The sequence below is a fragment of the Ideonella lacteola genome (assembly GCF_038066555.1).
GTDB classification, from domain to species: Bacteria; Pseudomonadota; Gammaproteobacteria; order Burkholderiales; family Burkholderiaceae_C; genus Ideonella; species Ideonella lacteola.
In genome coordinates this window covers 21,670-46,191 of record NZ_JBBUTG010000015.1, presented here as the reverse complement: position 1 = coordinate 46,191, position 24,522 = coordinate 21,670, and the positions used below count along the sequence as shown (strand labels likewise).

26 protein-coding genes and 1 tRNA gene are annotated in these 24,522 nt (G+C 63.6%); 2 read left to right on the top strand and 25 right to left on the bottom strand.

Annotation, left to right across the window (positions count from 1 at the left end):
* Positions 1-3: 3 nt before the first annotated feature.
* The 18 genes from nuoL to rpsO form a co-directional block, all read right to left on the bottom strand.
* On the bottom strand, positions 4-2,034 hold the full coding sequence (nuoL, locus tag AACH06_RS20755) for an NADH-quinone oxidoreductase subunit L (protein ID WP_341427675.1): 2,031 nt from the start codon (positions 2,032-2,034) through the stop codon (positions 4-6).
* Positions 2,035-2,066: 32 nt separating this feature from the next.
* Positions 2,067-2,384 carry an NADH-quinone oxidoreductase subunit NuoK gene (gene nuoK, locus AACH06_RS20750; protein ID WP_341427674.1) on the bottom strand — a complete coding sequence of 106 codons (318 nt, stop codon included), beginning with the start codon at positions 2,382-2,384 and terminating at the stop codon, positions 2,067-2,069.
* The gene (locus AACH06_RS20745) at positions 2,381-3,019 is read right to left on the bottom strand and encodes an NADH-quinone oxidoreductase subunit J (protein ID WP_341427673.1); all 639 of its coding nucleotides are present in this window, start codon (positions 3,017-3,019) and stop codon (positions 2,381-2,383) included. Before AACH06_RS20745 ends, nuoK begins: the two co-directional genes overlap by 4 nt.
* A 23-nt stretch (positions 3,020-3,042) precedes the next feature.
* Positions 3,043-3,540 (bottom strand): NADH-quinone oxidoreductase subunit NuoI, encoded by a 498-nt coding sequence (gene nuoI / locus AACH06_RS20740; RefSeq protein WP_341427672.1) that lies wholly within the window; start codon positions 3,538-3,540, stop codon positions 3,043-3,045.
* A gap of 18 nt (positions 3,541-3,558) precedes the next feature.
* A complete protein-coding gene (gene nuoH / locus AACH06_RS20735) occupies positions 3,559-4,620 on the bottom strand; it encodes an NADH-quinone oxidoreductase subunit NuoH (RefSeq protein WP_341427671.1) in 1,062 nt (353 codons plus the stop codon).
* 25 nt (positions 4,621-4,645) lie between these two features.
* Positions 4,646-6,958, bottom strand: coding sequence for an NADH-quinone oxidoreductase subunit NuoG (nuoG, locus tag AACH06_RS20730; protein WP_341427670.1), 2,313 nt, complete (start codon positions 6,956-6,958; stop codon positions 4,646-4,648).
* A gap of 14 nt (positions 6,959-6,972) precedes the next feature.
* Positions 6,973-8,349, bottom strand: a complete 1,377-nt coding sequence (gene nuoF, locus AACH06_RS20725; RefSeq protein ID WP_341427669.1) for an NADH-quinone oxidoreductase subunit NuoF — start codon at positions 8,347-8,349, stop codon at positions 6,973-6,975.
* A gap of 4 nt (positions 8,350-8,353) precedes the next feature.
* On the bottom strand, positions 8,354-8,851 hold the full coding sequence (locus AACH06_RS20720) for an NADH-quinone oxidoreductase subunit NuoE family protein (protein WP_341427668.1): 498 nt from the start codon (positions 8,849-8,851) through the stop codon (positions 8,354-8,356).
* Positions 8,848-10,101 (bottom strand): NADH-quinone oxidoreductase subunit D, encoded by a 1,254-nt coding sequence (locus AACH06_RS20715; RefSeq protein WP_341427667.1) that lies wholly within the window; start codon positions 10,099-10,101, stop codon positions 8,848-8,850. Before AACH06_RS20715 ends, AACH06_RS20720 begins: the two co-directional genes overlap by 4 nt.
* Positions 10,102-10,113: 12 nt before the next feature.
* Positions 10,114-10,713, bottom strand: coding sequence for an NADH-quinone oxidoreductase subunit C (locus AACH06_RS20710; protein ID WP_341427666.1), 600 nt, complete (start codon positions 10,711-10,713; stop codon positions 10,114-10,116).
* 7 nt (positions 10,714-10,720) lie between these two features.
* A complete protein-coding gene (locus AACH06_RS20705; RefSeq protein WP_328577948.1) occupies positions 10,721-11,197 on the bottom strand; it encodes a NuoB/complex I 20 kDa subunit family protein in 477 nt (158 codons plus the stop codon).
* Between the two features lie 109 nt (positions 11,198-11,306).
* Positions 11,307-11,666: an NADH-quinone oxidoreductase subunit A gene (locus AACH06_RS20700; protein ID WP_341427665.1), complete on the bottom strand. Its 360-nt coding sequence runs from the start codon at positions 11,664-11,666 to the stop codon at positions 11,307-11,309.
* 174 nt (positions 11,667-11,840) lie between these two features.
* Positions 11,841-11,925 (bottom strand) — tRNA-Leu (locus AACH06_RS20695).
* A 201-nt stretch (positions 11,926-12,126) separates the two neighbouring features.
* Positions 12,127-12,504 carry a preprotein translocase subunit SecG gene (secG, locus tag AACH06_RS20690; RefSeq protein WP_341427664.1) on the bottom strand — a complete coding sequence of 126 codons (378 nt, stop codon included), beginning with the start codon at positions 12,502-12,504 and terminating at the stop codon, positions 12,127-12,129.
* Positions 12,505-12,550: 46 nt separating this feature from the next.
* Positions 12,551-13,291 (bottom strand): triose-phosphate isomerase, encoded by a 741-nt coding sequence (tpiA, locus tag AACH06_RS20685; RefSeq protein ID WP_341427663.1) that lies wholly within the window; start codon positions 13,289-13,291, stop codon positions 12,551-12,553.
* 25 nt (positions 13,292-13,316) lie between these two features.
* Entirely contained in the window at positions 13,317-14,312 is a 996-nt protein-coding gene (locus AACH06_RS20680; protein WP_341427662.1) for an NAD(P)H-quinone oxidoreductase, read from the bottom strand.
* 29 nt (positions 14,313-14,341) lie between these two features.
* A complete protein-coding gene (pnp, locus tag AACH06_RS20675) occupies positions 14,342-16,633 on the bottom strand; it encodes a polyribonucleotide nucleotidyltransferase (protein WP_341427661.1) in 2,292 nt (763 codons plus the stop codon).
* Positions 16,634-16,926: 293 nt separating this feature from the next.
* Positions 16,927-17,196: a 30S ribosomal protein S15 gene (rpsO, locus tag AACH06_RS20670; RefSeq protein WP_341427660.1), complete on the bottom strand. Its 270-nt coding sequence runs from the start codon at positions 17,194-17,196 to the stop codon at positions 16,927-16,929.
* A gap of 493 nt (positions 17,197-17,689) precedes the next feature.
* On the opposite strand from rpsO, the gene AACH06_RS20665 reads away from it, so the two are divergent.
* Positions 17,690-18,562, top strand: coding sequence for a zinc metalloprotease (locus AACH06_RS20665; RefSeq protein ID WP_341427659.1), 873 nt, complete (start codon positions 17,690-17,692; stop codon positions 18,560-18,562).
* Between the two features lie 80 nt (positions 18,563-18,642).
* Here AACH06_RS20665 and tsaD read toward each other — a convergent pair whose 3' ends face one another.
* Entirely contained in the window at positions 18,643-19,683 is a 1,041-nt protein-coding gene (tsaD, locus tag AACH06_RS20660) for a tRNA (adenosine(37)-N6)-threonylcarbamoyltransferase complex transferase subunit TsaD (protein WP_341427658.1), read from the bottom strand.
* Positions 19,684-19,791: 108 nt separating this feature from the next.
* Here tsaD and AACH06_RS20655 point away from each other — a divergent pair, with 108 nt between their 5' ends.
* Positions 19,792-20,106 carry a hypothetical protein gene (locus AACH06_RS20655; RefSeq protein ID WP_341427657.1) on the top strand — a complete coding sequence of 105 codons (315 nt, stop codon included), beginning with the start codon at positions 19,792-19,794 and terminating at the stop codon, positions 20,104-20,106.
* A gap of 155 nt (positions 20,107-20,261) precedes the next feature.
* On the opposite strand, the gene fdx is transcribed toward AACH06_RS20655, so the two are convergent.
* From fdx to iscU, 6 genes are all read right to left on the bottom strand, one after another.
* Positions 20,262-20,600 (bottom strand): ISC system 2Fe-2S type ferredoxin, encoded by a 339-nt coding sequence (fdx, locus tag AACH06_RS20650; protein WP_341427656.1) that lies wholly within the window; start codon positions 20,598-20,600, stop codon positions 20,262-20,264.
* 14 nt (positions 20,601-20,614) lie between these two features.
* Complete coding sequence (gene hscA, locus AACH06_RS20645; protein WP_341427655.1) at positions 20,615-22,471, bottom strand: Fe-S protein assembly chaperone HscA; 1,857 nt, start codon at positions 22,469-22,471, stop codon at positions 20,615-20,617.
* A 3-nt stretch (positions 22,472-22,474) separates the two neighbouring features.
* On the bottom strand, positions 22,475-22,993 hold the full coding sequence (hscB, locus tag AACH06_RS20640; RefSeq protein WP_341427769.1) for a Fe-S protein assembly co-chaperone HscB: 519 nt from the start codon (positions 22,991-22,993) through the stop codon (positions 22,475-22,477).
* Between the two features lie 14 nt (positions 22,994-23,007).
* Complete coding sequence (locus tag AACH06_RS20635; RefSeq protein ID WP_341427654.1) at positions 23,008-23,493, bottom strand: GNAT family N-acetyltransferase; 486 nt, start codon at positions 23,491-23,493, stop codon at positions 23,008-23,010.
* A gap of 253 nt (positions 23,494-23,746) precedes the next feature.
* Positions 23,747-24,070 carry an iron-sulfur cluster assembly protein IscA gene (gene iscA / locus AACH06_RS20630; RefSeq protein ID WP_341427653.1) on the bottom strand — a complete coding sequence of 108 codons (324 nt, stop codon included), beginning with the start codon at positions 24,068-24,070 and terminating at the stop codon, positions 23,747-23,749.
* A 4-nt stretch (positions 24,071-24,074) separates the two neighbouring features.
* Entirely contained in the window at positions 24,075-24,488 is a 414-nt protein-coding gene (iscU, locus tag AACH06_RS20625) for a Fe-S cluster assembly scaffold IscU (RefSeq protein WP_341427652.1), read from the bottom strand.
* Positions 24,489-24,522 lie beyond the last annotated feature (34 nt).

The window sequence follows — 24,522 nt, the reverse complement described above, 5'->3', positions numbered from 1 at the left end:
TCGTCAGTGAGCGATCAGGCCCATCAGATAGGGCCACAGTTGCCATGTCATCAACCCGAACACACCGAGCACCATGACCAGCGCGTACCAAGACAGATGGCCCGTCTGCACCGTGCGCACGACGCGGGAGAAGGCACCCACCGTGCTGGCTGAACCGTTGACGATGCCGTCAATGATGGCCACGTCACCACCCTTCCACAGGCCCCGGCCCAAAGCACGGGCGGCCGCCGCGAGGATGTTTTCGTTGATCCAGTCCATGTAGTACTTGTTTTCGAGGATCTTCACGATCGGCGACAGCGCCCGAGCGATGGCCGCCGGGATACCAGGCTTGATCATGTAGAACACGTAGGCCACCACCACGCCGGCCAGCGCAAGCCAGAAAGGCAGCGTCGACAGCGCATGCAAGGCCATTGCTGCGGCGCCGTGGAACTCCTCAGCCAACTCAGCCATGGCATGGTGATGCTCCCCATGCACCGTGATGGCATCCTTGAAGAATTCGCCGTAGAGCATCGGCTGGATCGTCAGGAAACCGATCACGACCGACGGGATCGCCAGCAGCAGCAACGGCACCGTGACGACCCAAGGCGACTCATGCGGATCGTGATGCTCGCCATGATCGTCGTGGTGATCGTGCTCGCCCGGGAAGGGCTTGTGGTGGAAGCGTTCCTTGCCATGGAAGACCAGGAAATACATGCGGAACGAATAGAACGCCGTCACGAAGACGCCCGCCACCACGGCGAAATACGCAAACCCGGCACCAGGCAAATGGCTGGCGTGCACCGCCTCGATGATCGAATCCTTGGAGTAGAAGCCTGCGAAGAAAGGGGTACCGATCAGCGCGAGCGAACCCAGCAGCGAGGTGATCCAGGTGATGGGCATGTACTTGCGCAGGCCGCCCATGTTGCGGATGTCCTGGTCATGGTGCATGCCGATGATCACCGAGCCCGCGCCCAGGAACAGCAGTGCCTTGAAGAACGCGTGGGTCATCAGGTGGAACACCGCCACCGAGTACGCCGAGGCGCCCAGCGCCACCGTCATGTAGCCGAGCTGCGACAGCGTCGAATACGCGACCACCCGCTTGATGTCGTTCTGGATGATGCCCAGGAAACCCATGAACAACGCCGTGATGGCACCGATCACCATCACGAAATTCAGCGCGGTGTCCGACAACTCGAACAAAGGCGACATGCGGGTGACCATGAAGATGCCTGCCGTCACCATCGTGGCGGCGTGGATCAGCGCCGAAATGGGGGTCGGGCCCTCCATCGAATCAGGCAGCCAGACATGCAACGGGAACTGGGCGCTCTTGCCCATCGCGCCGATGAACAGGCAGATGCAGGTCACCGTCACCAGCATCCACTCGCCGCCGAACAGCGGCAGCGGGAACGGAATCTTCGAAAACTCTTCTGCCTTGCCGAAGACTTCTGCGTAGTTCAGCGTGCCGGTATACGCCAGCACCAGGCCGATGCCCAGGATGAAGCCGAAGTCGCCCACGCGGTTGACGAGGAACGCCTTCATATTGGCGAATATTGCCGTCGGCTTCTTGTACCAGAAGCCAATCAGCAGGTACGACACCAAGCCCACCGCTTCCCAGCCGAAGAACAGCTGCAGGAAGTTGTTGCTCATGACCAGCATGAGCATCGAGAAGGTGAACAGAGAGATGTACGAGAAGAAGCGCTGGTAGCCCGGATCTTCCTCCATGTAGCCGATGGTGTAGATGTGCACCATCAGGGACACGAAGGTCACCACGCACATCATCATGGCGGTGAGGCCGTCGATGAGGAAGCCCACCTCCATCTTCAGGCCGCCCAGGTTCATCCACTCGTAAATCGTGGCATTGAAACGGGCGCCGTCCATGGCGACCGACTTCAACACCATCGCCGAGACGATGAACGAAACCAGGACGCCGAGGATGGTGATCAGGTGAGCGCCGCGCCGACCCACCGCCTTGCCGAACAAACCGGCGATCACGGAGCCGGCCAGCGGCGCCAGCGGCACCGTCAGGAGCAGGTTCTGAGAGAGTTGTGCAGACATGTTCTTCTGTGGGCGTTGGGTGCTTCAGGCCATCAGCCCTTGAGGGAGTCCAGCTCGTCGACCGCAATCGTTGCGCGATTGCGGAACAACACGACGAGGATGGCCAGGCCGATCGCCGACTCGGCCGCTGCCACGGTGAGGATGAAGAACACGAACACCTGGCCGTCCATGTCGCCCAGATAGTGCGAGAAGGCGACGAAGTTCATGTTGACAGCCAGCAGCATCAGTTCGATCGCCATCAGCAGGACGATCAGGTTGCGCCGGTTCATGAAGATGCCGACCACCGAGAGGGCGAACAGAATACCGCCCAATGACAGGTAGTGGCCGAGGGTGATGCCAGCGGCGGTCATGCCTGGCCTCCTTGCTGGGTGGCAGATGCGGCCGGCTTCTCGACCACGGCATCCATCTTGACCAGGCGCACCCGGTCAGCCTTCTTGGCCCGCACTTGTTGCGACGGGTCCTGATAGCGGCTGTCCTTGCGCTTGCGCAGGGTCAGCGCAATGGCGGCGATGATGGCCACCAGCAGCAGCACCGCAGCGACCTGCAACGGATACAGATACTGGGTGTAGATCATCTTGCCCAGCGCCCGGGTGTTGCCCAGCTCCGCATAGGCCGGCTCCAGCGGCTTCACTTCGCGGACGCTGAAACCCGTCTTCAAGACAAGTGCCATTTCAAGGGCGATCAGTACCCCGATGAAAGCGGCCAATGGAAAGTGCGTCCAGAAACCCTCTCGCATGCTGTCTGTGTTGATGTCGAGCATCATCACGACGAAGAGGAAGAGCACCATGACGGCGCCAACGTAGACCAGCACCAGGGTGATGGCCAGGAACTCGGCCTTCAACAGCATCCAGATGCAGGCAGCGTTGAAGAACGCCAGCACCAGGAACAGTGCCGCGTGGACAGTGCTGCGCGCCGTGACGACGCGGAACGCCGAAACCAACAGGATGGCCGAAAACAGGTAGAAGAGAGCGGAGGTCGTGTTCATCGTGATCTCGCGCGGTGACCGCGTCAGCGGTACTTCGCGTCAGCCTCCTTGTTGGCAGCGATTTCTTTTTCGTAGCGATCGCCTACCGCCAGCAACATGTCCTTGGTGAAGTACAAGTCGCCGCGCTTCTCGCCGTGGTATTCAAAGATGTGCGTCTCGACGATGGAATCGACCGGGCAGCTTTCTTCGCAGAAGCCGCAGAAGATGCACTTGGTCAAGTCGATGTCGTATCGGGTGGTACGCCGCGAGCCATCGGCGCGAACATCCGACTCGATCGTGATCGCCATGGCCGGGCACACCGCTTCGCAAAGCTTGCAGGCGATGCAGCGCTCTTCGCCATTTTCATAACGGCGCAGAGCGTGCAGACCACGGAACCGCGGCGACAACGGCGTTTTTTCTTCCGGGAACTGCACCGTGATGGTGGGCGACAGGAAGTGGCGACCGGTGAGCATCAGGCCTTTCCACAGCTCCGACAGCAGGAAGCTGGAAAAGACGTCTTTCAGGGAAGCGACAGCAGACATTTGGGTTTCGACCTCGCCTTACTGCCAGATGTTGAATGGCGACTGGATCCACAGACCCACGACAACCAGCCACACCAGCGTGACGGGGATGAAGATCTTCCAGCCCAGACGCATGATCTGGTCGTACCGGAAGCGGGGGAACGTGGCACGAACCCACAAGAACATCGTGACGACCACGAAGACCTTGATGGCCAGCCAGATCCAGCCAGGAATGAAGCTCAGGAACGCGAACGGGCTCAACCAACCGCCCAGGAACATCAGCACGCACAGCGTGGAGACCAGGATCATGTTGGCGTACTCGGCCAGGAAGAACATCGCGAACGACATCCCCGAGTACTCGATCATGTGGCCTGCCACGATCTCGGACTCACCTTCCACCACGTCGAACGGGTGACGGTTGGTTTCAGCCAGGCCCGAGATGAAGTAGACAACGAACACCGGCAGCAGCGGCAGCCAGTTCCACGACAGCATGCCCAGTCCCATGTCGGCCATGCGCCCCTTGCCTTGGCCCATGACGATGTCCGTCATGTTCAAGCTGCCCGACACCATCAGGACGACGACCAGCGCAAAGCCCATCGCGATCTCATAGGAGACCATCTGCGCCGATGCACGCAGCGCCCCGAGGAAGGCGTACTTCGAGTTCGAAGCCCAGCCGGCGATGATCACGCCATAGACCTCCATCGAGGTGATCGCCATCAGGAACAGCAGGCCCGCGTTGACATTGGCGAGGGCCACTTCAGGGCCAAAGGGCACCACCGCCCAAGCCGCCAGCGCCGGCATGATGGTCATCACCGGGCCCAGGAAAAACAGGCCCTTGTTGGCTGCTGTCGGGCGGATGATCTCTTTGAAGACCAGCTTGACCGCATCGGCGATTGGCGTGAGCAGCCCGAACGGGCCAACCCGGTTGGGGCCGGGGCGAATCTGCGACCAGCCGATGGCCTTGCGCTCCCAGAGCGTCAGATAGGCCACGCAGCCCATCAAGGGCGCGACGACGACGACGATCTTGATCAGTGACCAGACCACTGGCCACAGCACGCCGCCCATCAGCTCGAGGCCGGCTTGGTTGAAGCTATCGATCATGAGGATTCCTGCGTCCTGCTCGGCCTCAGGCCACTTCGACGGTGATTGGGCCGAACATCGCCCCCAGCGCCGCTGTGTCGGGGTGACCAGCCGGCACACGCACCACGCTGGCCGCCTGATTGGTGTCCAGCACGGCCTGCAACACGACGCTGCCCTGCCCTTGAGACACGCGGACTCGACCGCCTTCCTTCAACCCCAGCTGATCCCACACTGCCTTGGGCAGGTGCGCCACCGGGGCCTTGGCGTCAGCCGTCAGTTGGAGCGACGTCGCCCGGCGCACGAGACCGTCGGTCGAGTAGATGGGCACATCTGCCAGGCGTTGCAGCCCCTGCGGCGACGCTGCGGGTTGCAAACCGGCCTTGCTGACGTTCGAGAGGCGTTGCGGGATGCCGGCAACGTCACCCAACGCTTCAGCACGCACTTCTTCGACCGACTCATGGCCGAAGCCGGGCAGGCCCAGCAGATTGCCCAGAACGCGCAGCACCTTCCAGGCAGGACGGCTGTCGCCCAGCGCACGGACGACGCCATGGAACGCCTGCACACGCCCTTCTGCGTTCACGAAACAGCCGCCGGTTTCGGTGAACGGCGCGATCGGCAGCAGTACGTCGGCGTTGTCGACCGCGGCGTCCTTGAATGACGTGAGAGCGACCACCAGCCCGGAACCTTGGAGCGCAGCGCGAGCCGCAGCGGCATCGGCCGCATCGAGCGTAGGCTCGACATTCAGCAGCAGCAGCCCCTTCATGGGCTTGCTCAGCATCTGGCCCGCATTCAGGCCGCCGCTCTTCGGCTGCGCGCCCACCAGTTGGGCACCGACGCGGTTCGCACCGTCGGTGAGGAAGCCGACGGTCGCGCCCGTTTGTTCACCAATCCAGTTGGCCAGCGCGAGCAGCGTGGAAGCTTGCGGATGCTGTGCGGCCGCATTGCCCAGAAGAATGGCCTTGCGCTCACCCGACAGCAGCGCGTTGGCCACCACCTCGGCCTGCGGCGACACCATCGCCTGGACCGGCGCCTGGATGCCACGGGCGCTGGCGATGTAGCCAGCGATATCGGCCAGGGCCTGTGCCCAGTAACCCGGAGCCGCGGTGATCTGTGCAGCCACTGGCATCGCCCAATCGTCGTGGGCGGCATTCAGGCTGAGCACCTTGGCGCCATGGCGGGCCGCTTGGCGGATCCGCTGGGCGAACAGGGGGTGATCCTTGCGCAGGAACGAGCCCACGACCAACACCCGCTCGAGCTTCGAGAGCGACGCGATCGATGTGCCGAGCCACTGAACGCCCTCGCCCGCCGTGAAGTCGGCATGGCGCAGACGGTGGTCCACGCTGTCACTGCCCAGGCCACGAACGAGCTTGGCGAGCAGGTGGAGTTCCTCGACGGTACTGTGCACGCTGCCGAGTGCACCGATCGATTCGGCGCCGAACTCGACCTTCACACGCTTCAGGCCGTCTGCGACATAGCCCAGCGCCGTGTTCCAGTCCACGGCCTGCCACTGCCCGCCCTGCTTGATCATGGGCTGCGTCAAGCGCTGAGGGCTGTTGACCGCCTCGTAGCTGAAGCGGTCGCGATCCGCGATCCAGCATTCGTTGACATCTTCGTTCTCAAGCGGAACGACACGCAACACCTGGTGATTCTTGACCTGAACGATCAGGTTCGCGCCGGTCGAATCATGAGGGCTCACGCTCTTGCGCCGCGACAGTTCCCAAGTACGGGCCGAGTAGCGGAACGGCTTGCTGGTCAAGGCTCCGACCGGGCAGATGTCGATCATGTTGCCCGACAACTCGGAATCCACTGTCTCGCCGACCACCGTGGTGATCTCCGAATGCTCGCCGCGGTGGATCATGCCCAGCTCCATCACGCCGGCCACTTCCTGGCCAAAGCGCACGCAACGGGTGCAATGGATGCAACGCGTCATCTCCTCCATCGAGATCAGCGGGCCGACGTTCTTGTGGAACACGACGCGCTTTTCTTCCTGGTAGCGAGACGAGGACCCACCGTAACCCACGGCCAGGTCCTGCAACTGACACTCGCCGCCTTGATCGCAGATCGGGCAATCCAACGGGTGATTGATGAGCAGAAACTCCATCACCGACTTCTGGGCCTTGATCGCCTTGTCGCTCTTGGTGCGAACGATCATGCCCTGCGTCACCGGCGTGGCGCAGGCCGGCATCGGCTTCGGCGCCTTCTCGACTTCCACCAGGCACATACGGCAGTTGGCGGCGATCGAGAGCTTCTTGTGATAGCAGAAATGCGGGATGTAGGTGCCAGCGGCGTCTGCAGCATGCATCACCATGCTGCCTTCGGCGACGCTGACCTTCTTACCGTCGAGTTCGATTTCAACCATGTTGTTTCGCGTCGTCAGGCCGTGGCGTGGGCGCGAGCTTGGGCAGGCGCGTGCCCGCCGCCGACCATGCAGGTCTTGTGCTCGACGTGGTAGGCAAACTCGTCGCGGAAGTGCTTGAGCATGCCCCGCACCGGCATCGCCGCTGCGTCACCCAATGCGCAGATGGTGCGCCCCATGATGTTCTCGGCCACGTTGTCCAGCAACGCCAGGTCGTCAGCCCGGCCTTCGCCGTGCTCGATGCGATTGACGAGGCGCCACAGCCAGCCAGTACCTTCGCGGCACGGCGTGCACTGACCGCAGGATTCGTGGGTGTAGAAATAGGACAGACGCAACAAGCTCTTCACCATGCAGCGGGTGTCGTTCATCACGATCACCGCGCCAGAACCCAGCATTGAGCCCGCCTTGGCGATGGAGTCATAGTCCATCGTGCAATCCATCATCACCCCGGCCGGCAGCACGGGCGCAGACGAACCACCGGGGATCACGGCTTTGAGCTTGCCACCCTTCACACCACCCGCGAGTTCCAGAAGCTTCGAGAACGGCGTTCCCATCGGGATCTCGTAATTGCCCGGGCGTTCGACGTCACCGACCATCGAGAAGATCTTGGTGCCGCCGTTGTTCGGCTTGCCGCACTCCAGGTAGGCTTGGCCGCCGTTGCGGATGATCCATGGCACCGCAGCGAACGTCTCGGTGTTGTTGATCGTCGTCGGCTTGCCATACAGGCCGAAACTCGCCGGGAACGGCGGCTTGAAGCGAGGCTGCCCCTTCTTGCCTTCCAGCGATTCCAGCAGTGCGGTCTCTTCACCGCAGATGTAAGCGCCAAAACCGTGGTGGGCATGCAGCTGGAAGCTGAAGCCACTGCCCATGATCTTGTCGCCGAGGAACCCTGCTGCGCGTGCTTCACGCAGTGCCTCTTCGAAGCGCTCGTAGACCTCGAAGATCTCGCCGTGGATGTAGTTGTAGCCCACGGAGATGCCCATCGCGTAGGCGGCGATGGCCATGCCTTCGATCACGATGTGCGGGTTGAAGCGAAGGATGTCTCGATCCTTGCAGGTGCCCGGTTCCCCTTCGTCCGAATTGCAGACCAAGTACTTCTGGCCCGGGAATGCGCGCGGCATGAAGCTCCACTTGAGCCCCGTCGGGAACCCGGCACCGCCTCGGCCCCGAAGCCCGGAACCCTTGACCTCGGCAATCACCTGGTCGGGCGTCATCGGTTCGCCGCCGTCAAGACCCAGGATCTTGCGAAGCGCCTGATAGCCGCCACGCGCCTGGTAGTCAGCCAGACGCCAGTTGCTGCCGTTCAAGCCGGCGTAGATCTGCGCGCCGATATGGCGGTCATGGAAGCAGGTTTCGAGGCCGGTGGCCTGGAAGCGGGAGAGATCGAGAGCCATGGCGTCAGGCGGCCTTTCCTTCAGCTGAGCGGATCACCGCCACCAGCTCGTCAAGCTTGTCGGCCTGCATGTAGCTCAGCATCTGACGGTCGTTGACCAGCATCACCGGCGCGTCCGCACAAGCACCAAGGCATTCGCACTTGGCCACGGTGAACAGGCCGTCGGCGGTGGTGCCACCGTCTTCGATGCCCAGCTTGCCGCACAGGTGTTCCAGCGCGGTCTGCCCGTTACGCAGTTGGCAAGGCAGATTGGTGCAGACGTTCAGCTTGTACTTGCCGACCGGCTGCTGGTTGTACATGTTGTAGAAGGTCGTGACCTCATGCACCGCGATCTGGGGCATGCCCAGGTACTCGGCGATGGCGGCCTCGGATTCCACCGACACCCAGCCCTGTTCCTGCTGAACGATCGACAGGCAGGCCATCACAGCCGACTGTTTCTGCTCGGCGGGGTACTTCGCCACTTCCTGGGCGAAGCGTTGCTTCGTGGCTTCTGAGAGAGTCATCGATCGATCTCGCCAAACACGATGTCCATGGTGCCGATCACCGCCACGGCGTCGGCGATCATGTGGCCGCGGGCCATCTCATCCAACGCGGCCAGATGAGCGAAACCCGGAGCGCGGATCTTCAAGCGATACGGCTTGTTGGCACCATCGCTGACCAGGTAAATACCGAACTCGCCCTTCGGGTGCTCGACGGCCGCGTACGCCTCGCCCTCCGGCACATGGAAGCCTTCGGTGAAGAGCTTGAAGTGGTGGATCAGCTCTTCCATGCTGGACTTCATGTCCACACGCGAAGGCGGCGCCACTTTGTGGTTGTCGGTGATGACCGGGCCGGGGTTCTTGCGCAACCAATCTACGCACTGCTTGACGATGCGGTTGGACTGGCGCAGCTCTTCGACACGAACCAGGTAGCGATCGTAGGTGTCGCCATTCACGCCCACCGGCACATCGAAGTCCATCTTGTCGTAGACGTCATACGGCTGGGTCTTGCGCAGGTCCCAGGCAATGCCCGAGCCCCGAAGCATCGCGCCGGTGAAGCCCAGGTTCAGCGCGCGCTCAGGCGACACCACACCGATGCCGACGGTACGCTGCTTCCAGATCCGGTTGTCGGTCAGGAGCGTCTCGTAGTCGTCGACGTTCTTGGGGAATCGGGCGCAGAAATCGTCGATGAAGTCGAGCAGAGAGCCTTGACGATTCTCGTTGAGCTTGCCGATGGCACGCTCGTTCTTGATCTTGCTGACCTTGTACTGCGGCATCGCATCAGGCAGATCGCGGTAAACGCCGCCCGGACGGAAGTAGGCCGCGTGCATGCGCGCGCCGGACACCGCCTCGTACATGTCGAACAGATCTTCCCGCTCGCGGAAGCAGTAGATCAGGATGTTCATCGCACCGCAGTCCAACCCGTGGCAGCCCAGCCAAAGCAGGTGGTTCAGCAGGCGGGTGATTTCCGCGAACATCACGCGGATGTACTGCGCGCGCAGCGGCACCTCAAGGCCCAGCAGCTTCTCGATGGCCAGGCAGTAGGCGTGCTCGTTGGACATCATCGACACGTAGTCGAGACGGTCCATGTACGGCAGCGACTGAATGAAAGTCTTGCTCTCGGCCAGCTTCTCAGTGGCGCGATGCAGCAGGCCGATGTGAGGGTCGGCGCGCTGGATGACTTCGCCATCGAGCTCGAGCACCAGGCGCAGCACGCCGTGGGCGGCCGGGTGCTGCGGGCCGAAGTTGAGGGTGTAGTTCTTGATCTCTGCCATGACGATATCGGATCAGTGCAGGCCGCCGTAGTTGTCTTCGCGGATCACGCGGGGCGTGATCTCGCGCGGCTCGATGGTCACCGGCTGGTAGATGACGCGCTTGGACTCCGCGTCGTAGCGCATTTCGACATGCCCAGTGACCGGGAAATCCTTGCGCATCGGGTGACCGATGAAACCGTAGTCGGTGAGGATTCGCCGCAGGTCCTGGTGACCTTCGAACAGGATGCCGTAGAGGTCGAAGGCTTCACGCTCGAACCAGTTGGCCGACGTCCAGATCGGCGTGACCGCCGGCACCATCGGCAGGTCGTCATCCGGAGCAAACACCTTCACGCGAAGGCGCCAGTTCAGGCTGACCGACAGCAGGTGCGAGACCACGCAGTAGCGCGGGCCGTCGTTCGGCTCGTCGCGGTAGGCCGACATGTCCATGCCACACAGGTCGACCAGTTGCTCGAAGCGCAGGCGAGCATCGTCGCGCAACTGCTTCGCGACGTCGAACCAATCCGCGGCAGCCACCGTGATGGTGATCTCACCACGGTCTCGCTTGAAGGTCTTGATGCGACCGCCGAGCACGGATTCGAGCGCGGCCTGCAGGTTGTCCAGTTTCTGGGTCATGCGATTCTCAGCGAGCGATCGTGTTTTCGCGACGGATCTTGGCCTGCAGCTGCAAGATGCCGTAGAGCAACGCTTCTGCGGTGGGCGGACAGCCCGGCACGTAGACATCCACCGGAACGATGCGGTCGCAACCACGCACGACCGAATAGCTGTAGTGGTAGTAGCCGCCGCCGTTGGCGCACGAGCCCATCGACAACACCCAGCGCGGTTCGGCCATCTGGTCGTACACCTTGCGCAGAGCCGGGGCCATCTTGTTGCACAGCGTGCCGGCGACGATCATCAGGTCGCTCTGCCGGGGGCTGGGACGGAACAGCATGCCGAACCGGTCGATGTCATAGCGCGCCGCACCGGCGTGCATCATCTCGACGGCGCAGCACGCCAGGCCAAACGTCATCGGCCACAACGACCCCGTCTTGGACCAATTCACCAGCTTGTCCACCGAGGTGGTGACAAAGCCTTCTTTCAGAACGCCTTCGATACCCATCTTTGTTCCAGTACATCGAAGCGGAGCAAGCCGCACGGCGGGCTGCTCCTGGGACGACCGGCGCCTATGCGAGACACCGGCCGACGGGCCCACCGAACCTGAAGCCCCACTACTCCCAGTCGAGAGCGCCCTTCTTCCATTCGTAGATGAAGCCGACCACCAGGATGGTCAGGAAAACCATCATGGCCCAGAAACCGGGCGCACCGATGTCTTTCAGTGAGACCGCCCACGGAAAGAGGAAGGCTATTTCGAGATCGAAGAGGATGAAGAGGATGGCGACCAGGTAATACCGGACGTCGAACTTCATGCGCGCGTCTTCAAAGGCTTCGAAGCCGCATTCGTAGGGAGAGTTCTTTTCCGCGTCGGGCCGGTTCGGGCCGAACACAAAGCCGATGATCTGGGGCAGCACACCGACCGCCGCACCGACCAGGATGAAGAGGATGACGGGGAGATAAGGTTGCAGGTCCATGGTCGGGTGTCCAGCAGTCGTCAGTTGTCACATCCGGCCACGAGAAAGGCGCGCCGTCCGATGAACGAAGGCTTTGAAAACCCCCGCTCGACGAACTCAGCGCGCCCAGCTCATTCCCTGTTCGATTCAGGGCGCCCGACCAGGCACCGGATGAGGACCTGATCGATAGAACTTTGGTGCCGACGGCGAGACTCGAACTCGCACAGCTTTCGCCACTACCCCCTCAAGATAGCGTGTCTACCAATTTCACCACGTCGGCACGTGCACTCTCTGCATGGGCCGCGACACGAACCACTTGGCTCTCATCACTTCAGGCCCTTGCATGAGCCGTTCAGCTTGCGTGAGGGTTGCTTACTGAACAGCCTCAAATTCTAGCCTGATTGTCAGGCCCTTCCCAGGGTTTTGCCGAAGAAACACAAGAGACTTATGCGTTCCTGATACAGCGCCCCGGGAGCGAAGGTCACTGCGTGGGGATCGCGGGGCCCGACGAAGCGGCAGCCGCAGGCGCCGACGCGGCGCCAGAGGCCGCACCTGAGGCAACTTCAGCAGCCGGCGCAGCACGATCGAGCACACTGCCGCTGGATTCCTCGCGCGCGGCACCACTGTTCGAAGCGAACGCCAGGCCCAAGGTGGCCAAGAAGAAAACCGACGCACAGACCGCCGTCGAGCGCGACAGGAAGTTCGCACTGCCCGTGGCGCCGAAGAGGCTGCCCGATGCACCGCTGCCGAAGGAAGCCCCCATGTCGGCACCTTTGCCGTGCTGCACCAGCACGAGGCCGATCATCGCGATGGCGGCCAGCATTTGCACCACCAACAGCAGGTTCAACCAGATATGCATGTTCGAAAGACTCCGAGAAACCAGATTCGAGAGGACGCGGGCCGGTTCAACCAGCTGCGCGACAAATGGCGACGAAATCCGCCGCCTTCAGGGATGCGCCACCGATGAGCCCGCCATCGATGTCAGGCTGCGCAAACAGCGTGGCAGCGTTGTCGGGCTTGACGCTGCCGCCGTAGAGGATGGGCATGGCATCGGCGTGGGCCGTTGCGGCACGCAGTTGCGCACGCAGCAGGGCATGGACGGCCTGCGCCTGCTCCGGCGTGGCCGTCTTGCCCGTTCCGATGGCCCACACCGGTTCGTAGGCCACCACCATTTCGCCGACACAGTGGCCGAGCGTGTGGATCACTGCGGACAACTGACGCTTGACGACCGCATCCGTTTCGCCGGCCTCACGCTGCGCGAGGGTCTCACCCACACAGACGATCGGCACGATGCCACGAGCCAACGCCGCCTTGGCCTTGTCGGCCACCAGTTGATCGCTTTCGGCGTGATAGGCGCGACGTTCAGAGTGGCCCACGATCGCATAGCGGCAGCCGAACTCGTGCAGCATCCCGGCCGACACCTCACCCGTGTAGGCACCCTGCTCATGGGCCGAGCAATCCTGCGCGCCCCAGCGAACGTCGCTGCCGGCCAGGGCCACCGCCGTCTCCGACAAGTAGGGAAACGGCACGCACACGGCCACGTCACAGACAAAGGGCCGCGCCGCGACGATGCCGGCCAACAACTCGGCATTGGCCGAGTGATTGCCGTGCATCTTCCAGTTGCCAGCCACCAGTTTGCGTCTCATTTTTCTTGACTCTTCCGTAGATTGATCAAGCAGATTCCCATCGCAGCACGATCTTGCCCACATGCTGGCTGGACTCCATCAGCGCATGGGCCATCGCCGCGTCAGCGGCATTGAACACTCGATCGATGACGGGCCTGATGCGCCCAGCTTCCAACAGAGGCCAGACCTTCTCACGCAGCGAACGAGCGATCGCCGCCTTGAAGGCGACGGGCCGCGGCCGAAGTGTCGACCCCGTGATCGTCAGCCGGCGACGCAGCACGTCTCCTGCATTGAACTCGGATTTGGTGCCACCTTGGACGGCAATGATGACCAGGCGGCCGTCGTCCGCGAGGCAGCTCAGCTCCCGCGACACATAGTCGCCCGCCACCATGTCCAGAATGACGTGGACGCCTCGGCCTGCGGTCAATCGCTTCACCTGCGCCACGAAATCGCCGGTGCGGTAGTTGATCGCGTGATCGGCCCCAAGATCGACGCATGCCGCGCACTTGGCATCGCTGCCCGCGGTGACGATCACGTGGGCGCCCATGGCTTTGGCGAGCTGGATGGCCGTGACACCAATGCCAGACGACCCGCCCTGCACCAGCAGGGTCTCGCCGGCCCGGAGCGCCCCACGGTCGAAGACGTTCGACCAGACCGTGAAGAACGTTTCCGGAAGCGTGGCCGCCTCCACGTCCGACCAACCGGAAGGCACAGGCAGGCACTGGGCAATGGGTGCGATGCACTTCTCGGCATAGCCGCCACCCGCCACCAGCGCACAAATGCGATCACCGAGGCGAAAGCCAGCTGCCTCCAGCTCGCCCGCATCGCCCCCGACGATCTCACCCGCCACTTCCAGACCCGGCAAGTCCGACGCTCCCGCGGGGGGCGCATAAGCCCCCTTGCGCTGAAGTACATCGGGCCGGTTCACACCGGACGCCGCCACGCGGATCAGCAATTCGCCGGCGGCCGGCTGCGGGTCGGGCCGCTCGGCCTCGACCAGCACCTCCGGGGCGCCGAATTCGCGAATGGTGATGGCTCGCATGGTGGCGTTGGTGTCCGGCGAATGCCGACTTACTGCTGCTGTTGTTGCGCCTGGCCTTCGTCGGACGGCACTTCAGCCGCCGTGCCTTCCGGGCGCTGCTCCGCACGCTCGCGACGAGGACGGTCGCCACGGTCACCACGATCACCGCGGTCACGGCCGCCGCGCTCGCCACGGTCGCCACCTTCACGACGGGGACGTTCGAAGCGAGGCTCTTCCTCCATGCCTTCGGGGCGATCCATCAAGGCCTTCATCGACAACTTGATGCGGCCCTTCTCGTCCGTCTCCAGCACCTTCACCTTGACGACCTGGCCTTCCTTGAGGAAGTCCTCGACCTTCTCGACGCGCTGGTGGGCGATCTGGCTGATGTGCAGCAGGCCATCCTTGCCGGGCAGGATGTTGACCAGCGCGCCGAAGTCCAGAATCTTGGTCACCGGGCCTTCGTAGACCTTGCCCACTTCCGCTTCGGCGGTGATTTCCTCGATGCGCTTCTTGGCGTAGGCCGCCTTGTCGCCGTCCGTCGAGGCAATCGTGATGGTGCCGTCTTCAGCGATGTCGATCGTGGTGCCCGTTTCTTCCGTCAGCGCGCGGATGGTGGCGCCGCCCTTGCCGATCACGTCACGGATCTTCTCCGGATTGATCTTCATGGTGTACAGACGCGGCGCAAACTGGCTGACCTCGGTCTTCGCCTCACCCATGGCCTCGACCATCTTGCCCAGGATGTGCATGCGTGCTTCCTTGGCCTGAGCCAAAGCCACCTGCATGATCTCCTTGGTGATGCCCTGGATCTTGATGTCCATCTGGAGGGCGGTGATACCGGTCGTGGTGCCGGCCACCTTGAAATCCATGTCGCCCAGGTGATCTTCGTCACCCAGGATGTCGGTCAGCACCGCAAAGCGGGCGCCTTCCTTGATCAGGCCCATGGCGATGCCCGCCACGTGGGCCTTCATCGGCACGCCCGCATCCATCAGCGCCAGGCAGCCACCACACACGGACGCCATCGACGACGAACCGTTCGACTCGGTGATTTCCGAGACGATTCGAATCGTGTAGGGGAAGTCTTCCTTGCTCGGCAGCGCGGCGACCAGCGCACGCTTGGCAAGACGGCCATGGCCGATTTCACGGCGCTTCGGGCTGCCCACGCGACCGGTTTCGCCGGTGGCGAACGGAGGCATGTTGTAGTGCAGCATGAAGCGCTCGTCGTACGTCCCTGCCAGGGCGTCGATCATCTGCGCGTCACGCTCCGTGCCCAGCGTGGCCGCGACCAAGGCCTGGGTCTCGCCACGGGTGAAGATCGCCGAACCATGAACACGCGGCAGCACGCTGTTGCGGATTTCAATGGCGCGCACGGTGCGGGTGTCGCGGCCATCGATACGCGGCTCGCCGGCCAGGATCTGGCCGCGGACGATGCGGGCTTCGATTTCGAACAGCAGGCCCTCAACCGCCACGCTGTCGAATTCGACGCCTTCGGCCTTGAGCGACGCCATCACGTTGGCGGTGACTTCGCGACAAGCCTGGGTGCGAGCCTGCTTCGAACGGATTTGGTAGGCGGCGCGCAGCGGGCCTTCGGCCAGCGCGGTGACCTTGGCGATGAAGGACTCATCCTTCGCCGGGGCTTGCCACTCCCACACCGGCTTGCCGGCGTCGCGCACCAGATCGTGGATCGCGTTGATCGCGATCTTGCCCTGGTCGTGGCCAAAGACGACCGCGCCCAGCATCACGTCTTCCGGCAGTTGGTCAGCCTCGGACTCGACCATCAGGACGGCGGCCTCGGTGCCAGCAACGACCAGATCCATTTTCGAATCGGCCAGCTGGGTCTTGCCCGGGTTCAGCACGTATTCGCCATTGATGTAGCCCACGCGGGCGGCACCGATAGGGCCGTTGAACGGAATGCCTGACACCGCCAGGGCGGCACTCGAGGCAATCATCGCGGCGATGTCGGCCTGAACCTCGGGGTTCAAGCTCAGCACATGCACGACCACCTGCACTTCGTTGAAGAAGCCGTCCGGGAACAGCGGGCGGATCGGACGATCGATCAGCCGGCTGGTCAGGGTTTCGAGCTCGCTCGGACGCCCTTCACGCTTGAAGAAGCTGCCCGGGATCTTGCCGGCAGCGTAGGTCTTTTCGATGTAGTCGACGGTCAGCGGGAAGAAGTCCTGGCCGGGCTTGGCTTCCTTGCGCGCCACGACCGTGGCCAACACGACCGTGTCTTCAATGTTGACCAGCACGGCGCCGGTCGATTGGCGGGCGATTTCGCCGGTTTCCATGACGACCTGATGCGGCCCCCATTGGAAGGTCTTGGTCACCTTGTTGAACATGCTCATGGGTAGTCTCCGATGATGTGGAGGCGCGCTCTCGGTGGCGCCCGGAAAGACCGGGAGCATGACGGCGGCGGGTCGTATGCCATTCCAACAGGCAGCAAGACTGCCTCCTGGAATGACACAGCAACAACCGTGGCAGCCTGCTCCAGCGAACTCAAAAACAAAAAGCCTGCGCCGGGACGATGCCCAGCCAGGCTTTTGGCCGACCACCCGGCCAACCCATGCGATACGAGCTCTCGCGAGAGAGCGGCAGCATGGGTGACGGCCGGACGGCGGTCGGGGTCATTCGGTGATGATTACTTGCGCAGGCCCAGCTTCTGGATCAGCGCGGTGTAGCGATCGGCGTCCTTGTCCTTCAGGTAGGACAGCAGGCGCTTGCGCTGGTTGACCATCTTCAGCAGGCCACGGCGACCATGGTGGTCCTTCAGGTGGGCCTTGAAGTGCGGGGTCAGTTCGTTGATACGGGCGGTCAGCAGGGCAACCTGGACTTCCGGAGAACCGGTGTCGGCCGCGCCGCGAGCGTGCGTCTTGACGATGTCGGCCTTGTTGATGTCAGCCACGGACATGGCGATTTCCTTTTTGAGTGTGGAAGCCGCCGACGGCCTGAAGATGGTCAGACTGGGCCGAACGGTTTCCGGTTTTCACTTGCGATCACGGGTGAAACCGACCCGTGTCGTGCCTGTCTGGCCATCCAAGGCGTGAACCATGGGCAGCGCAAAACCTGCGGAGTATAGCCCAAACCAGCTTACCGCCCCCTGCCCCAAGGCCCCGCCGCACCCATGACCAGCTTCGTAGCGAGCCGGATGTTCGAAAGCGCCGAATCCAAAGGAGGGCCGGGACGCGCGGCGGGCGGGCCGAGGAAACACCCATCCACTGAAAATCATAAAGCTTCAAGAAGCGCCCCGAAAACGCACCAACCAGGGGCCAACCGCCTTGATCGCCCTGAATGCCCCCCCGATACTGCCCCGGCAGCAAGCCCCAAGAGGAGCGAGGCCGGCACCCGGCCTTCGAGAAGAGGCCTGCTCAACTTTGCATTCAACAAGTCATCAAAGGACATTCATGAAGTTCAAGACCACCGCCCTGCTGGCCGCCGTCGCCGCATTGGCCGCCGCCAACCTGGCCTTTGCCGCCAAGGACGACGTCCTGAGCCACCGCTGCTACACGGTCGCTCCGGAAGCCAGCGAGCGGGCCCGCATCGACGAGAACCTCACCGCCTTCTTGCGCATGAAGACCGCCCGCGGCGTCGACACGCAGCGCGCGCCTGGCAGCGTCACCATCCCGGTGTGGTTCCACGTCATCAACAAGGGCACCGGCCTGTCGAACGGCGACATCCCCCAGTCGCAGATCGACGACCAGATCGCCGTGCTGAACGCTGCATACGCCAGCACCCCCTTCAAGTTCTCGCTGGCCGGCGTCGACCGCACGACCAACTCCAGCTGGTACACGATGTCGCCCGGCTCGTCGGCTGAAAAGGCTGCCAAGACCGCCCTGCGCAAGGGCGGCGCCGATGCACTGAACCTGTACTCCGCCAACCCGGGCGGCGGTCTGCTGGGCTGGGCCACTTTCCCGAGCGACTACGCCGGCAGCCCGAAGAACGACGGCGTCGTCGTGCTGTTCTCCAGCGTCCCGGGCGGCACCGCGGCCCCGTACAACGAAGGTGACACCGGCACCCACGAAGTGGGCCACTGGCTGGGCCTGTATCACACCTTCCAAGGTGGCTGCAAGAACCCGGGCGACTCGGTGAAGGACACCCCGGCTGAGAAGTCGGCCGCCTTTGGCTGCCCGACCGGCCGTGACAGCTGCAGCGGCAAGGCGGGCCTGGACCCGATCACCAACTTCATGGACTACACGGACGACAGCTGCATGAACCAGTTCACGACCGCCCAGTCCACCCGCATGGACCAGATGCACCAGCAATATCGCCAGCCCTGATGGCGAGGTTTCCGGTCATGGCCGGATGACGCAAGAGCCGGCCCGCGTGGCCGGCTTTTTTCTGGGCGGACGTCAGGCCCTCAAGCCACGCCCGCCTCCGCCAGATCCCACCGGGGCTTGACGCCGAAGCGATGCTCGTTGCTCAACACCGCCAACCCAGCCTGGCACCGCATGGCAGCCGCCATGGCGATCATGGCGCCGTTGTCCGTGCACAGGTGCAGCTCTGGGTAGTGCACTTTGACGCCCATCCGCGTGCAGGCCTGCCCCAGCTCGTGGCGCAGCGCGGCATTGGCACCCACGCCCCCCGCCACCACGAGGCGCCGCAAGCCTGTCTGTCGGATGGCCCGCATCGACTTGCGCACCAGCACCTCGACGATGGCCGCCTGGGTGCTGGCCGCGAGATCGGCACGCTGCGCATCGTTCACATCGGGCCCGAGCCGGTTCAAGGTGGTCATCACCGCGGTTTTCAGGCCCGCGAAAGAAAAATCGAGGTTGGGCTGATGCAGCAGCGGGCGCGGCAATTCAAAGGCCAGGCCGTTGCCCTGTGTGGCCAGGCGAGCCAAGGCCGGCCCACCGGGGTAGCCCAGCCCCAACAGCTTGGCCGATTTGTCGAAGGCCTCGCCGGCCGCATCGTCGATGGTTTCACCCAGCAGCTCGTAGTGCCCCACGCCATCGACCCGCATCAACTGGGTGTGGCCACCGGACACCAGCAACGCAACGAAGGGAAACTCGGGCGGATCGGCCGAGAGAAAGGGCGACAGCAAGTGCCCTTCGAGATGGTGCACACCGAGCGTGGGTCGACACAGCGCTGCCGCAAGGCCGCACGCCACGCCGGCCCCCACCAGCAAGGCGCCCGCCAGCCCGGGGCCTCGGGTGAATGCCACCAGGTCGATGTCGTGCACCCCGAGGCCGGCCTCGGCCAGTGCAGCTTCGGCCAGCGGCAAGGCACGACGCACATGATCGCGAGACGCCAGCTCGGGCACGACGCCGCCGTAGGCCTCATGCATCTGGACCTGGCTGTGCAAGGCCTGGCCCAACAGACGCGGCGCCTCCTGGCCTTCAAAAGCCACGACGGCAACGCCGGTTTCGTCGCACGACGACTCAAAGCCGAGGATGTTCATGAATGTTTCATACTGGAACGCGGCTTGCTACACGACTCGCCACGCTTTGCCAACCCGGGTTTGAACAGGAGCCATGACAATGTCATTCGCGCAGAATAGCGTGCTAGCGTGGCCAAAAGCCTCGCAACAGCGAGCCATGTCTCCGATCAATCGTTGGGTATGAAGGAATACAAGCTGCTTTCGTGGCCGGATCTGCCGGCCGAGTTTCGGCGTACCGGGTACCGCCGTCTGTTGAGCGACCTGTCTCAGCGTCACATCAGCGAAGCTTTGTTGATGAAGAGGGACGGCCTGAAGGCGTCAGAAGTTCGCGCGCTGCTGCAGTTTCTCGCATCCCGCAAGGTACTGGATGTTCGCGAGGCCGAGCCTCGCAGCAGCCGGTGGAGGCCAGATTTTGGAAGCTGGATCCGCCGTCTGACGGCCTGACGGCACCTCACACCGTCACTTTTCACCTTTCGAGCCAGGCACCGCCTGGCTCGATTGTTTTGGCGACCCGGTTCGGCAGGCAGGCTCGAGCGCCTGCATCCCGATCGAACCGGTGGTTCGCCTGGCGTCGGACCACCAAGCCTCGCGGCGACCGTTCAGTGGTTTTCGCGAGCGTGGTTGATCGTGTACTTGGGCAGTTCGATCGTGAGGTCCTCATCGCTCACGATCGCCTGGCAGGACAGGCGCGACGTGGGCGTGAGGCCCCACGCCTTGTCGAGCAGATCCTCTTCGATCTCGTCGATCTCGCCGAGCGAATCGAAGCCTCGCTTGACCACGACATGACAGGTGGTGCAAGCGCAGCTCATTTCGCACGCATGCTCGATTTCGATGCCGTTTTCGAGCAGCGCCTCGCAGACCGAAACGCCGGGCTCGGCTTGAAACTCGTCGCCCGCCGGGCACAGCTGGGCATGGGGAAGGATCTTGATGACAGGCATGGGTTGGCGATGGCTCAGATGTCGTCGAGGCCGCGTCCGGTGAGGGCTGTGCGGATGCCCCGGTTCATGCGGGATGCCGCAAATGACTCGGTGCCGGCGGCCAGGGCCTCGACAGCCTGGGTGATGGCTTCCGGATCGGCACCACTGGCGGCGGCACGCACCTGCACGAGCAGGGCCGCGATCGCCGCACGCTCGTCGTCGTCCAGCAGATCGCCATCGGCCGCCAAGGCGGCCTGGGTGGCCAGGTCCATGCGCTCCGCTTCGACGCGCGCCTCGCGCAGCGCCCTCGCCTGCATGTCCTGCTCGGCGCTGGAAAAGCCCTCTTTGAGCATGCGCGCGATGTCGTCATCGGCCAAGCCATAACTGGGCTTGACCTGCACCGCGGCCTCGACCCCCGACGTCAGTTCGCGTGCGGACACACTGAGCAAGCCGTCGGCGTCGACTTGGAAGGTCACGCGGATGCGCGCTGCTCCGGCCACCATTGGCGGGATACCACGCAGTTCAAACCGCGCCAGAGACCGGCAATCCGCCACCAACTCGCGCTCGCCTTGCACCACGTGGATCGCCATGGCGGTCTGGCCGTCCTTGAAGGTGGTGAAGTCTTGGGCCTTCGCCACCGGGATGGTGGTATTGCGCTCGATCAGGCGCTCAACCAGACCACCCATCGTCTCCAGCCCCAGCGACAGCGGGATCACATCCAGCAGCAGCAACTCGCCATCCTTGGCGTTGCCGGCCAGCGCATTGGCCTGGATGGCGGCCCCGACCGCCACCACCTCGTCCGGATTCAGGTTGGTCAATGGATCGCGGCCGAACAGATCGCCCACGGCACGACGGACGGAGGGCATCCGCGTGGAGCCCCCCACCAGCACGACACCTCGCACGTCGTCTTTCTTGACCTTGGCGTCTCGCAACACCTTGCGCACCGCCGACAACGTGCGCTGCAGCAGCGCTTCGGTCAGGGTGTCGAACTGCTCACGCGTGACGGGCTGCACCACGTCGCGCCCACCCAGCTGGCAGCGCAGCGTGGCCTCAGCGGCGGCTGTCAATGCTTCTTTGGCGGCCCGGGCCGCCACCAGCACGGCGCGGCGCTCATGCGGTGTGGCGGGCTCCACGCCGGCCTGGGCGATCGCCCACTCGGCCAATGCATGGTCGAAGTCGTCGCCGCCCAGTGACGAATCGCCCCCGGTGGCCACGACCTCGAACACCCCTTGCTGCAGGCGCAACAGTGAGATGTCGAACGTGCCACCACCCAGGTCGTAGACGGCGTAGAGACCTTCGCTGTCGTTCTCCAGCCCGTAGGCGACGGCGGCGGCGGTCGGCTCGTTGATCAAGCGCAGGACATTCAGCCCCGCGAGCTGGGCCGCATCCTTGGTGGCCTGGCGCTGGGCGTCGTCAAAGTAGGCCGGCACCGTGATGACGGCACCGTACAGCTCGTCATCGAAGCTGTCCTCGGCCCGCTGGCGAAGCGTCGCAAGAATCTCGGCCGAGACCTCGACCGGCGTCTTCTCGCCCGCCCTTGTTTGAATCGCCACCATGCCGGGACGGTCGACGAAGCGATAAGGCAACTGGCCACGCCCCAACACATCCGAGTAGCCTCGCCCCATCAGGCGCTTGACCGACACGATGGTGTTTTCAGGGTCTTCGGCCTGCGCCTGCGCAGCCTCGTAGCCAATGTGTCGCCCACCGCCTTCGAGGTAACGGACGATCGACGGCAGCATCGTGCGGCCGAGCGAATCCGGCAGGCACTCGACCACCCCATGGCGAACCGACGCCACCAGCGAATTGGTGGTTCCCAGATCAATGCCGACGGCGATCCGCCGCTGGTGAGGATCCGGCGATTGGCCCGGCTCGGAAATCTGCAGCAATGCCATGGGTCAGGTATCGAATTGTTCAAGGCGGCGATCGACGTCTGCCCTGAAGCGTTGAACGAACATCAGCGCCCGCACCTTCTCGGCGGCCACATGGGCGTCGCCGTCCTGGTCAAGCGCGCGGCCCACGTCGCCCAGGAGTTGGGTTTCGCGCTCGGCCACCTCGTCGTCCAGTGCCTGTATCGCCGATGGGTCACCGGCTTCGTCCAGCGCTTCGCGCCACTGCATCTGCTGCATCAGGAAACTCGGCGGCATGGCCGTGTTGCGCTCGGCGTCGACGGGCGCGCCGCGCAGCTCGCACAGGTAAGCAGCCCGAGCGACCGGGTCTTTCAAGCGCTGGTGCGCCTGGTTGACGCGGACGGCCCACTGCATCGCCAAGCGCTGAGCGGCGGCGCCTTCGGCACTGAATCGATCCGGGTGCACCTGCGCTTGCAACTCCTTCCAGCGCCGGTCGATGTCGCTGCGCTCCTGGGCAAAGCGCGGGGCCAGCCCGAACAGCGTGAAGTCGTCATCGTCCAGCTTCATGGCAGCGGCGGTACTCACAGACGCTTCTCGTAGAACACCGACAGGCCGTTGTCAGGGTAGCCGCCAAATGCCGCCCGCTTGATGTACCCACTGCGCTCGTACAGACGCACCGCTTCGTGTTGATCCACGCCGGTCTCCAGCAAGGCCAGGGAAACATCCCGCGACTTCAGCCGTTGCTCCAGTTGACCGAGCAGTTGGACGGCGATTCGTTGGCCGCGCGCCGCCGGCGATACAAACATGCGCTTGATCTCGCCATAGGCCTGCCCACCGGTCTCGGGCTCGCCGGGCATCTGCCGCGTCGCCCCGCAACCCACCAATCCGCCCGGCCCCTCGGCCACCAGGAAATCAATCTCCGGGGCCAGCAGGGCCTGAACGTCGAGGATGTAGTTGTCCTCGGGGTCGTAGAGCGACGCGAGGTACTCGTCGAGCTCAGCCAGCATGGCCACCACGTCAGGATGGTCGGGCCGTTCGGGGCGAATGAGGATGCCGCTGGTGGACATGGTCAGACAACACAACAAAAAAGGCGCGGCGAACTGAAGCGCCGCGCCTGGGCAGACTTCTGGATGCGATCGACGAGTCTTTCGCAGTGCCTCAGAGGCTGACAGTTTTTCGGCCGTGCCCGATAGGGGCCTCCAGGAGACCCGGATCCAGGCGCAACGCACAGCCATAGCGCGGGCGATGGCGAGCCATTGCAACGAAGAGCCAGGGCGCCTGGGGGGTCAAGGCGGGCATGGGTGAATCGCTCTCGGTCTCTCAGACGCGGAACGACTCGCCGCAGCCGCACCGATCCTTCTCGCGCGGGTTGTGGAACTTGAAGCCTTCGTTCAGGCCCTCGCGGACAAAGTCCAGCTCGGTGCCATCGATGTAAGGCAGGCTCTTCGGATCGACCAGCACCTTCACGCCGTGGCGCTCGAACACCACGTCTTCCGGCGCCACGTCGTCCGCGTACTCCAACTTGTAGGCGAGGCCCGAGCAGCCCGTGGTCTTCACCCCCAGGCGCACACCCACGCCCTTGCCGCGACGGCTCAAGTAACGCGTCACGTGGCGGGCCGCCGCTTCGGTCAATGTGACAGCCATCAGATCAGCTCGCCTGCTCGCTGGTGGCCGTCGCCTCGACATGGCGGGAACGGTAGTCGTCCACCGCCGCCTTGATGGCGTCTTCCGCGAGGATCGAGCAGTGGATCTTCACCGGCGGCAACGCCAGCTCCTCGGCGATGTGGGTGTTCTTGATCGTCAACGCCTGATCGAGCGTCTTGCCCTTGACCCACTCGGTGACCAGCGAGCTCGACGCGATGGCCGAGCCGCAGCCGTAGGTCTTGAAGCGGGCGTCCTCGATCAGCCCGGTGGCGGGGTTGACCTTGATCTGCAACTTCATCACGTCGCCGCAGGCGGGCGCGCCCACCATGCCGGTGCCGACGGTGTCATCACCCTTGTCGAAGTTGCCGACGTTGCGCGGGTTCTCGTAGTGGTCGATAACCTTCTGGCTGTAAGACATCTTGCTACTCCTGGAATCTCGGTGCTCTCAAGAA

Coding starts and splice junctions, on each gene's coding strand:
- nuoL (WP_341427675.1), bottom strand. CDS start 2,034: ATGTCTGCACAACTCTCTCAGAACCTGCTCCTGACGGTGCCGCTGGCG.
- nuoK (WP_341427674.1), bottom strand. CDS start 2,384: ATGACCGCCGCTGGCATCACCCTCGGCCACTACCTGTCATTGGGCGGT.
- AACH06_RS20745 (WP_341427673.1), bottom strand. CDS start 3,019: ATGAACACGACCTCCGCTCTCTTCTACCTGTTTTCGGCCATCCTGTTG.
- nuoI (WP_341427672.1), bottom strand. CDS start 3,540: ATGTCTGCTGTCGCTTCCCTGAAAGACGTCTTTTCCAGCTTCCTGCTG.
- nuoH (WP_341427671.1), bottom strand. CDS start 4,620: ATGATCGATAGCTTCAACCAAGCCGGCCTCGAGCTGATGGGCGGCGTG.
- nuoG (WP_341427670.1), bottom strand. CDS start 6,958: ATGGTTGAAATCGAACTCGACGGTAAGAAGGTCAGCGTCGCCGAAGGC.
- nuoF (WP_341427669.1), bottom strand. CDS start 8,349: ATGGCTCTCGATCTCTCCCGCTTCCAGGCCACCGGCCTCGAAACCTGC.
- AACH06_RS20720 (WP_341427668.1), bottom strand. CDS start 8,851: ATGACTCTCTCAGAAGCCACGAAGCAACGCTTCGCCCAGGAAGTGGCG.
- AACH06_RS20715 (WP_341427667.1), bottom strand. CDS start 10,101: ATGGCAGAGATCAAGAACTACACCCTCAACTTCGGCCCGCAGCACCCG.
- AACH06_RS20710 (WP_341427666.1), bottom strand. CDS start 10,713: ATGACCCAGAAACTGGACAACCTGCAGGCCGCGCTCGAATCCGTGCTC.
- AACH06_RS20705 (WP_328577948.1), bottom strand. CDS start 11,197: ATGGGTATCGAAGGCGTTCTGAAAGAAGGCTTTGTCACCACCTCGGTG.
- AACH06_RS20700 (WP_341427665.1), bottom strand. CDS start 11,666: ATGGACCTGCAACCTTATCTCCCCGTCATCCTCTTCATCCTGGTCGGT.
- secG (WP_341427664.1), bottom strand. CDS start 12,504: ATGCATATCTGGTTGAACCTGCTGTTGGTGGTGCAAATGCTGGCCGCC.
- tpiA (WP_341427663.1), bottom strand. CDS start 13,291: ATGAGACGCAAACTGGTGGCTGGCAACTGGAAGATGCACGGCAATCAC.
- AACH06_RS20680 (WP_341427662.1), bottom strand. CDS start 14,312: ATGCGAGCCATCACCATTCGCGAATTCGGCGCCCCGGAGGTGCTGGTC.
- pnp (WP_341427661.1), bottom strand. CDS start 16,633: ATGAGCATGTTCAACAAGGTGACCAAGACCTTCCAATGGGGGCCGCAT.
- rpsO (WP_341427660.1), bottom strand. CDS start 17,196: ATGTCCGTGGCTGACATCAACAAGGCCGACATCGTCAAGACGCACGCT.
- AACH06_RS20665 (WP_341427659.1), top strand. CDS start 17,690: ATGAAGTTCAAGACCACCGCCCTGCTGGCCGCCGTCGCCGCATTGGCC.
- tsaD (WP_341427658.1), bottom strand. CDS start 19,683: ATGAACATCCTCGGCTTTGAGTCGTCGTGCGACGAAACCGGCGTTGCC.
- fdx (WP_341427656.1), bottom strand. CDS start 20,600: ATGCCTGTCATCAAGATCCTTCCCCATGCCCAGCTGTGCCCGGCGGGC.
- hscA (WP_341427655.1), bottom strand. CDS start 22,471: ATGGCATTGCTGCAGATTTCCGAGCCGGGCCAATCGCCGGATCCTCAC.
- hscB (WP_341427769.1), bottom strand. CDS start 22,993: ATGAAGCTGGACGATGACGACTTCACGCTGTTCGGGCTGGCCCCGCGC.
- AACH06_RS20635 (WP_341427654.1), bottom strand. CDS start 23,493: ATGTCCACCAGCGGCATCCTCATTCGCCCCGAACGGCCCGACCATCCT.
- iscA (WP_341427653.1), bottom strand. CDS start 24,070: ATGGCTGTCACATTGACCGAAGCGGCGGCCCGCCACGTGACGCGTTAC.
- iscU (WP_341427652.1), bottom strand. CDS start 24,488: ATGTCTTACAGCCAGAAGGTTATCGACCACTACGAGAACCCGCGCAAC.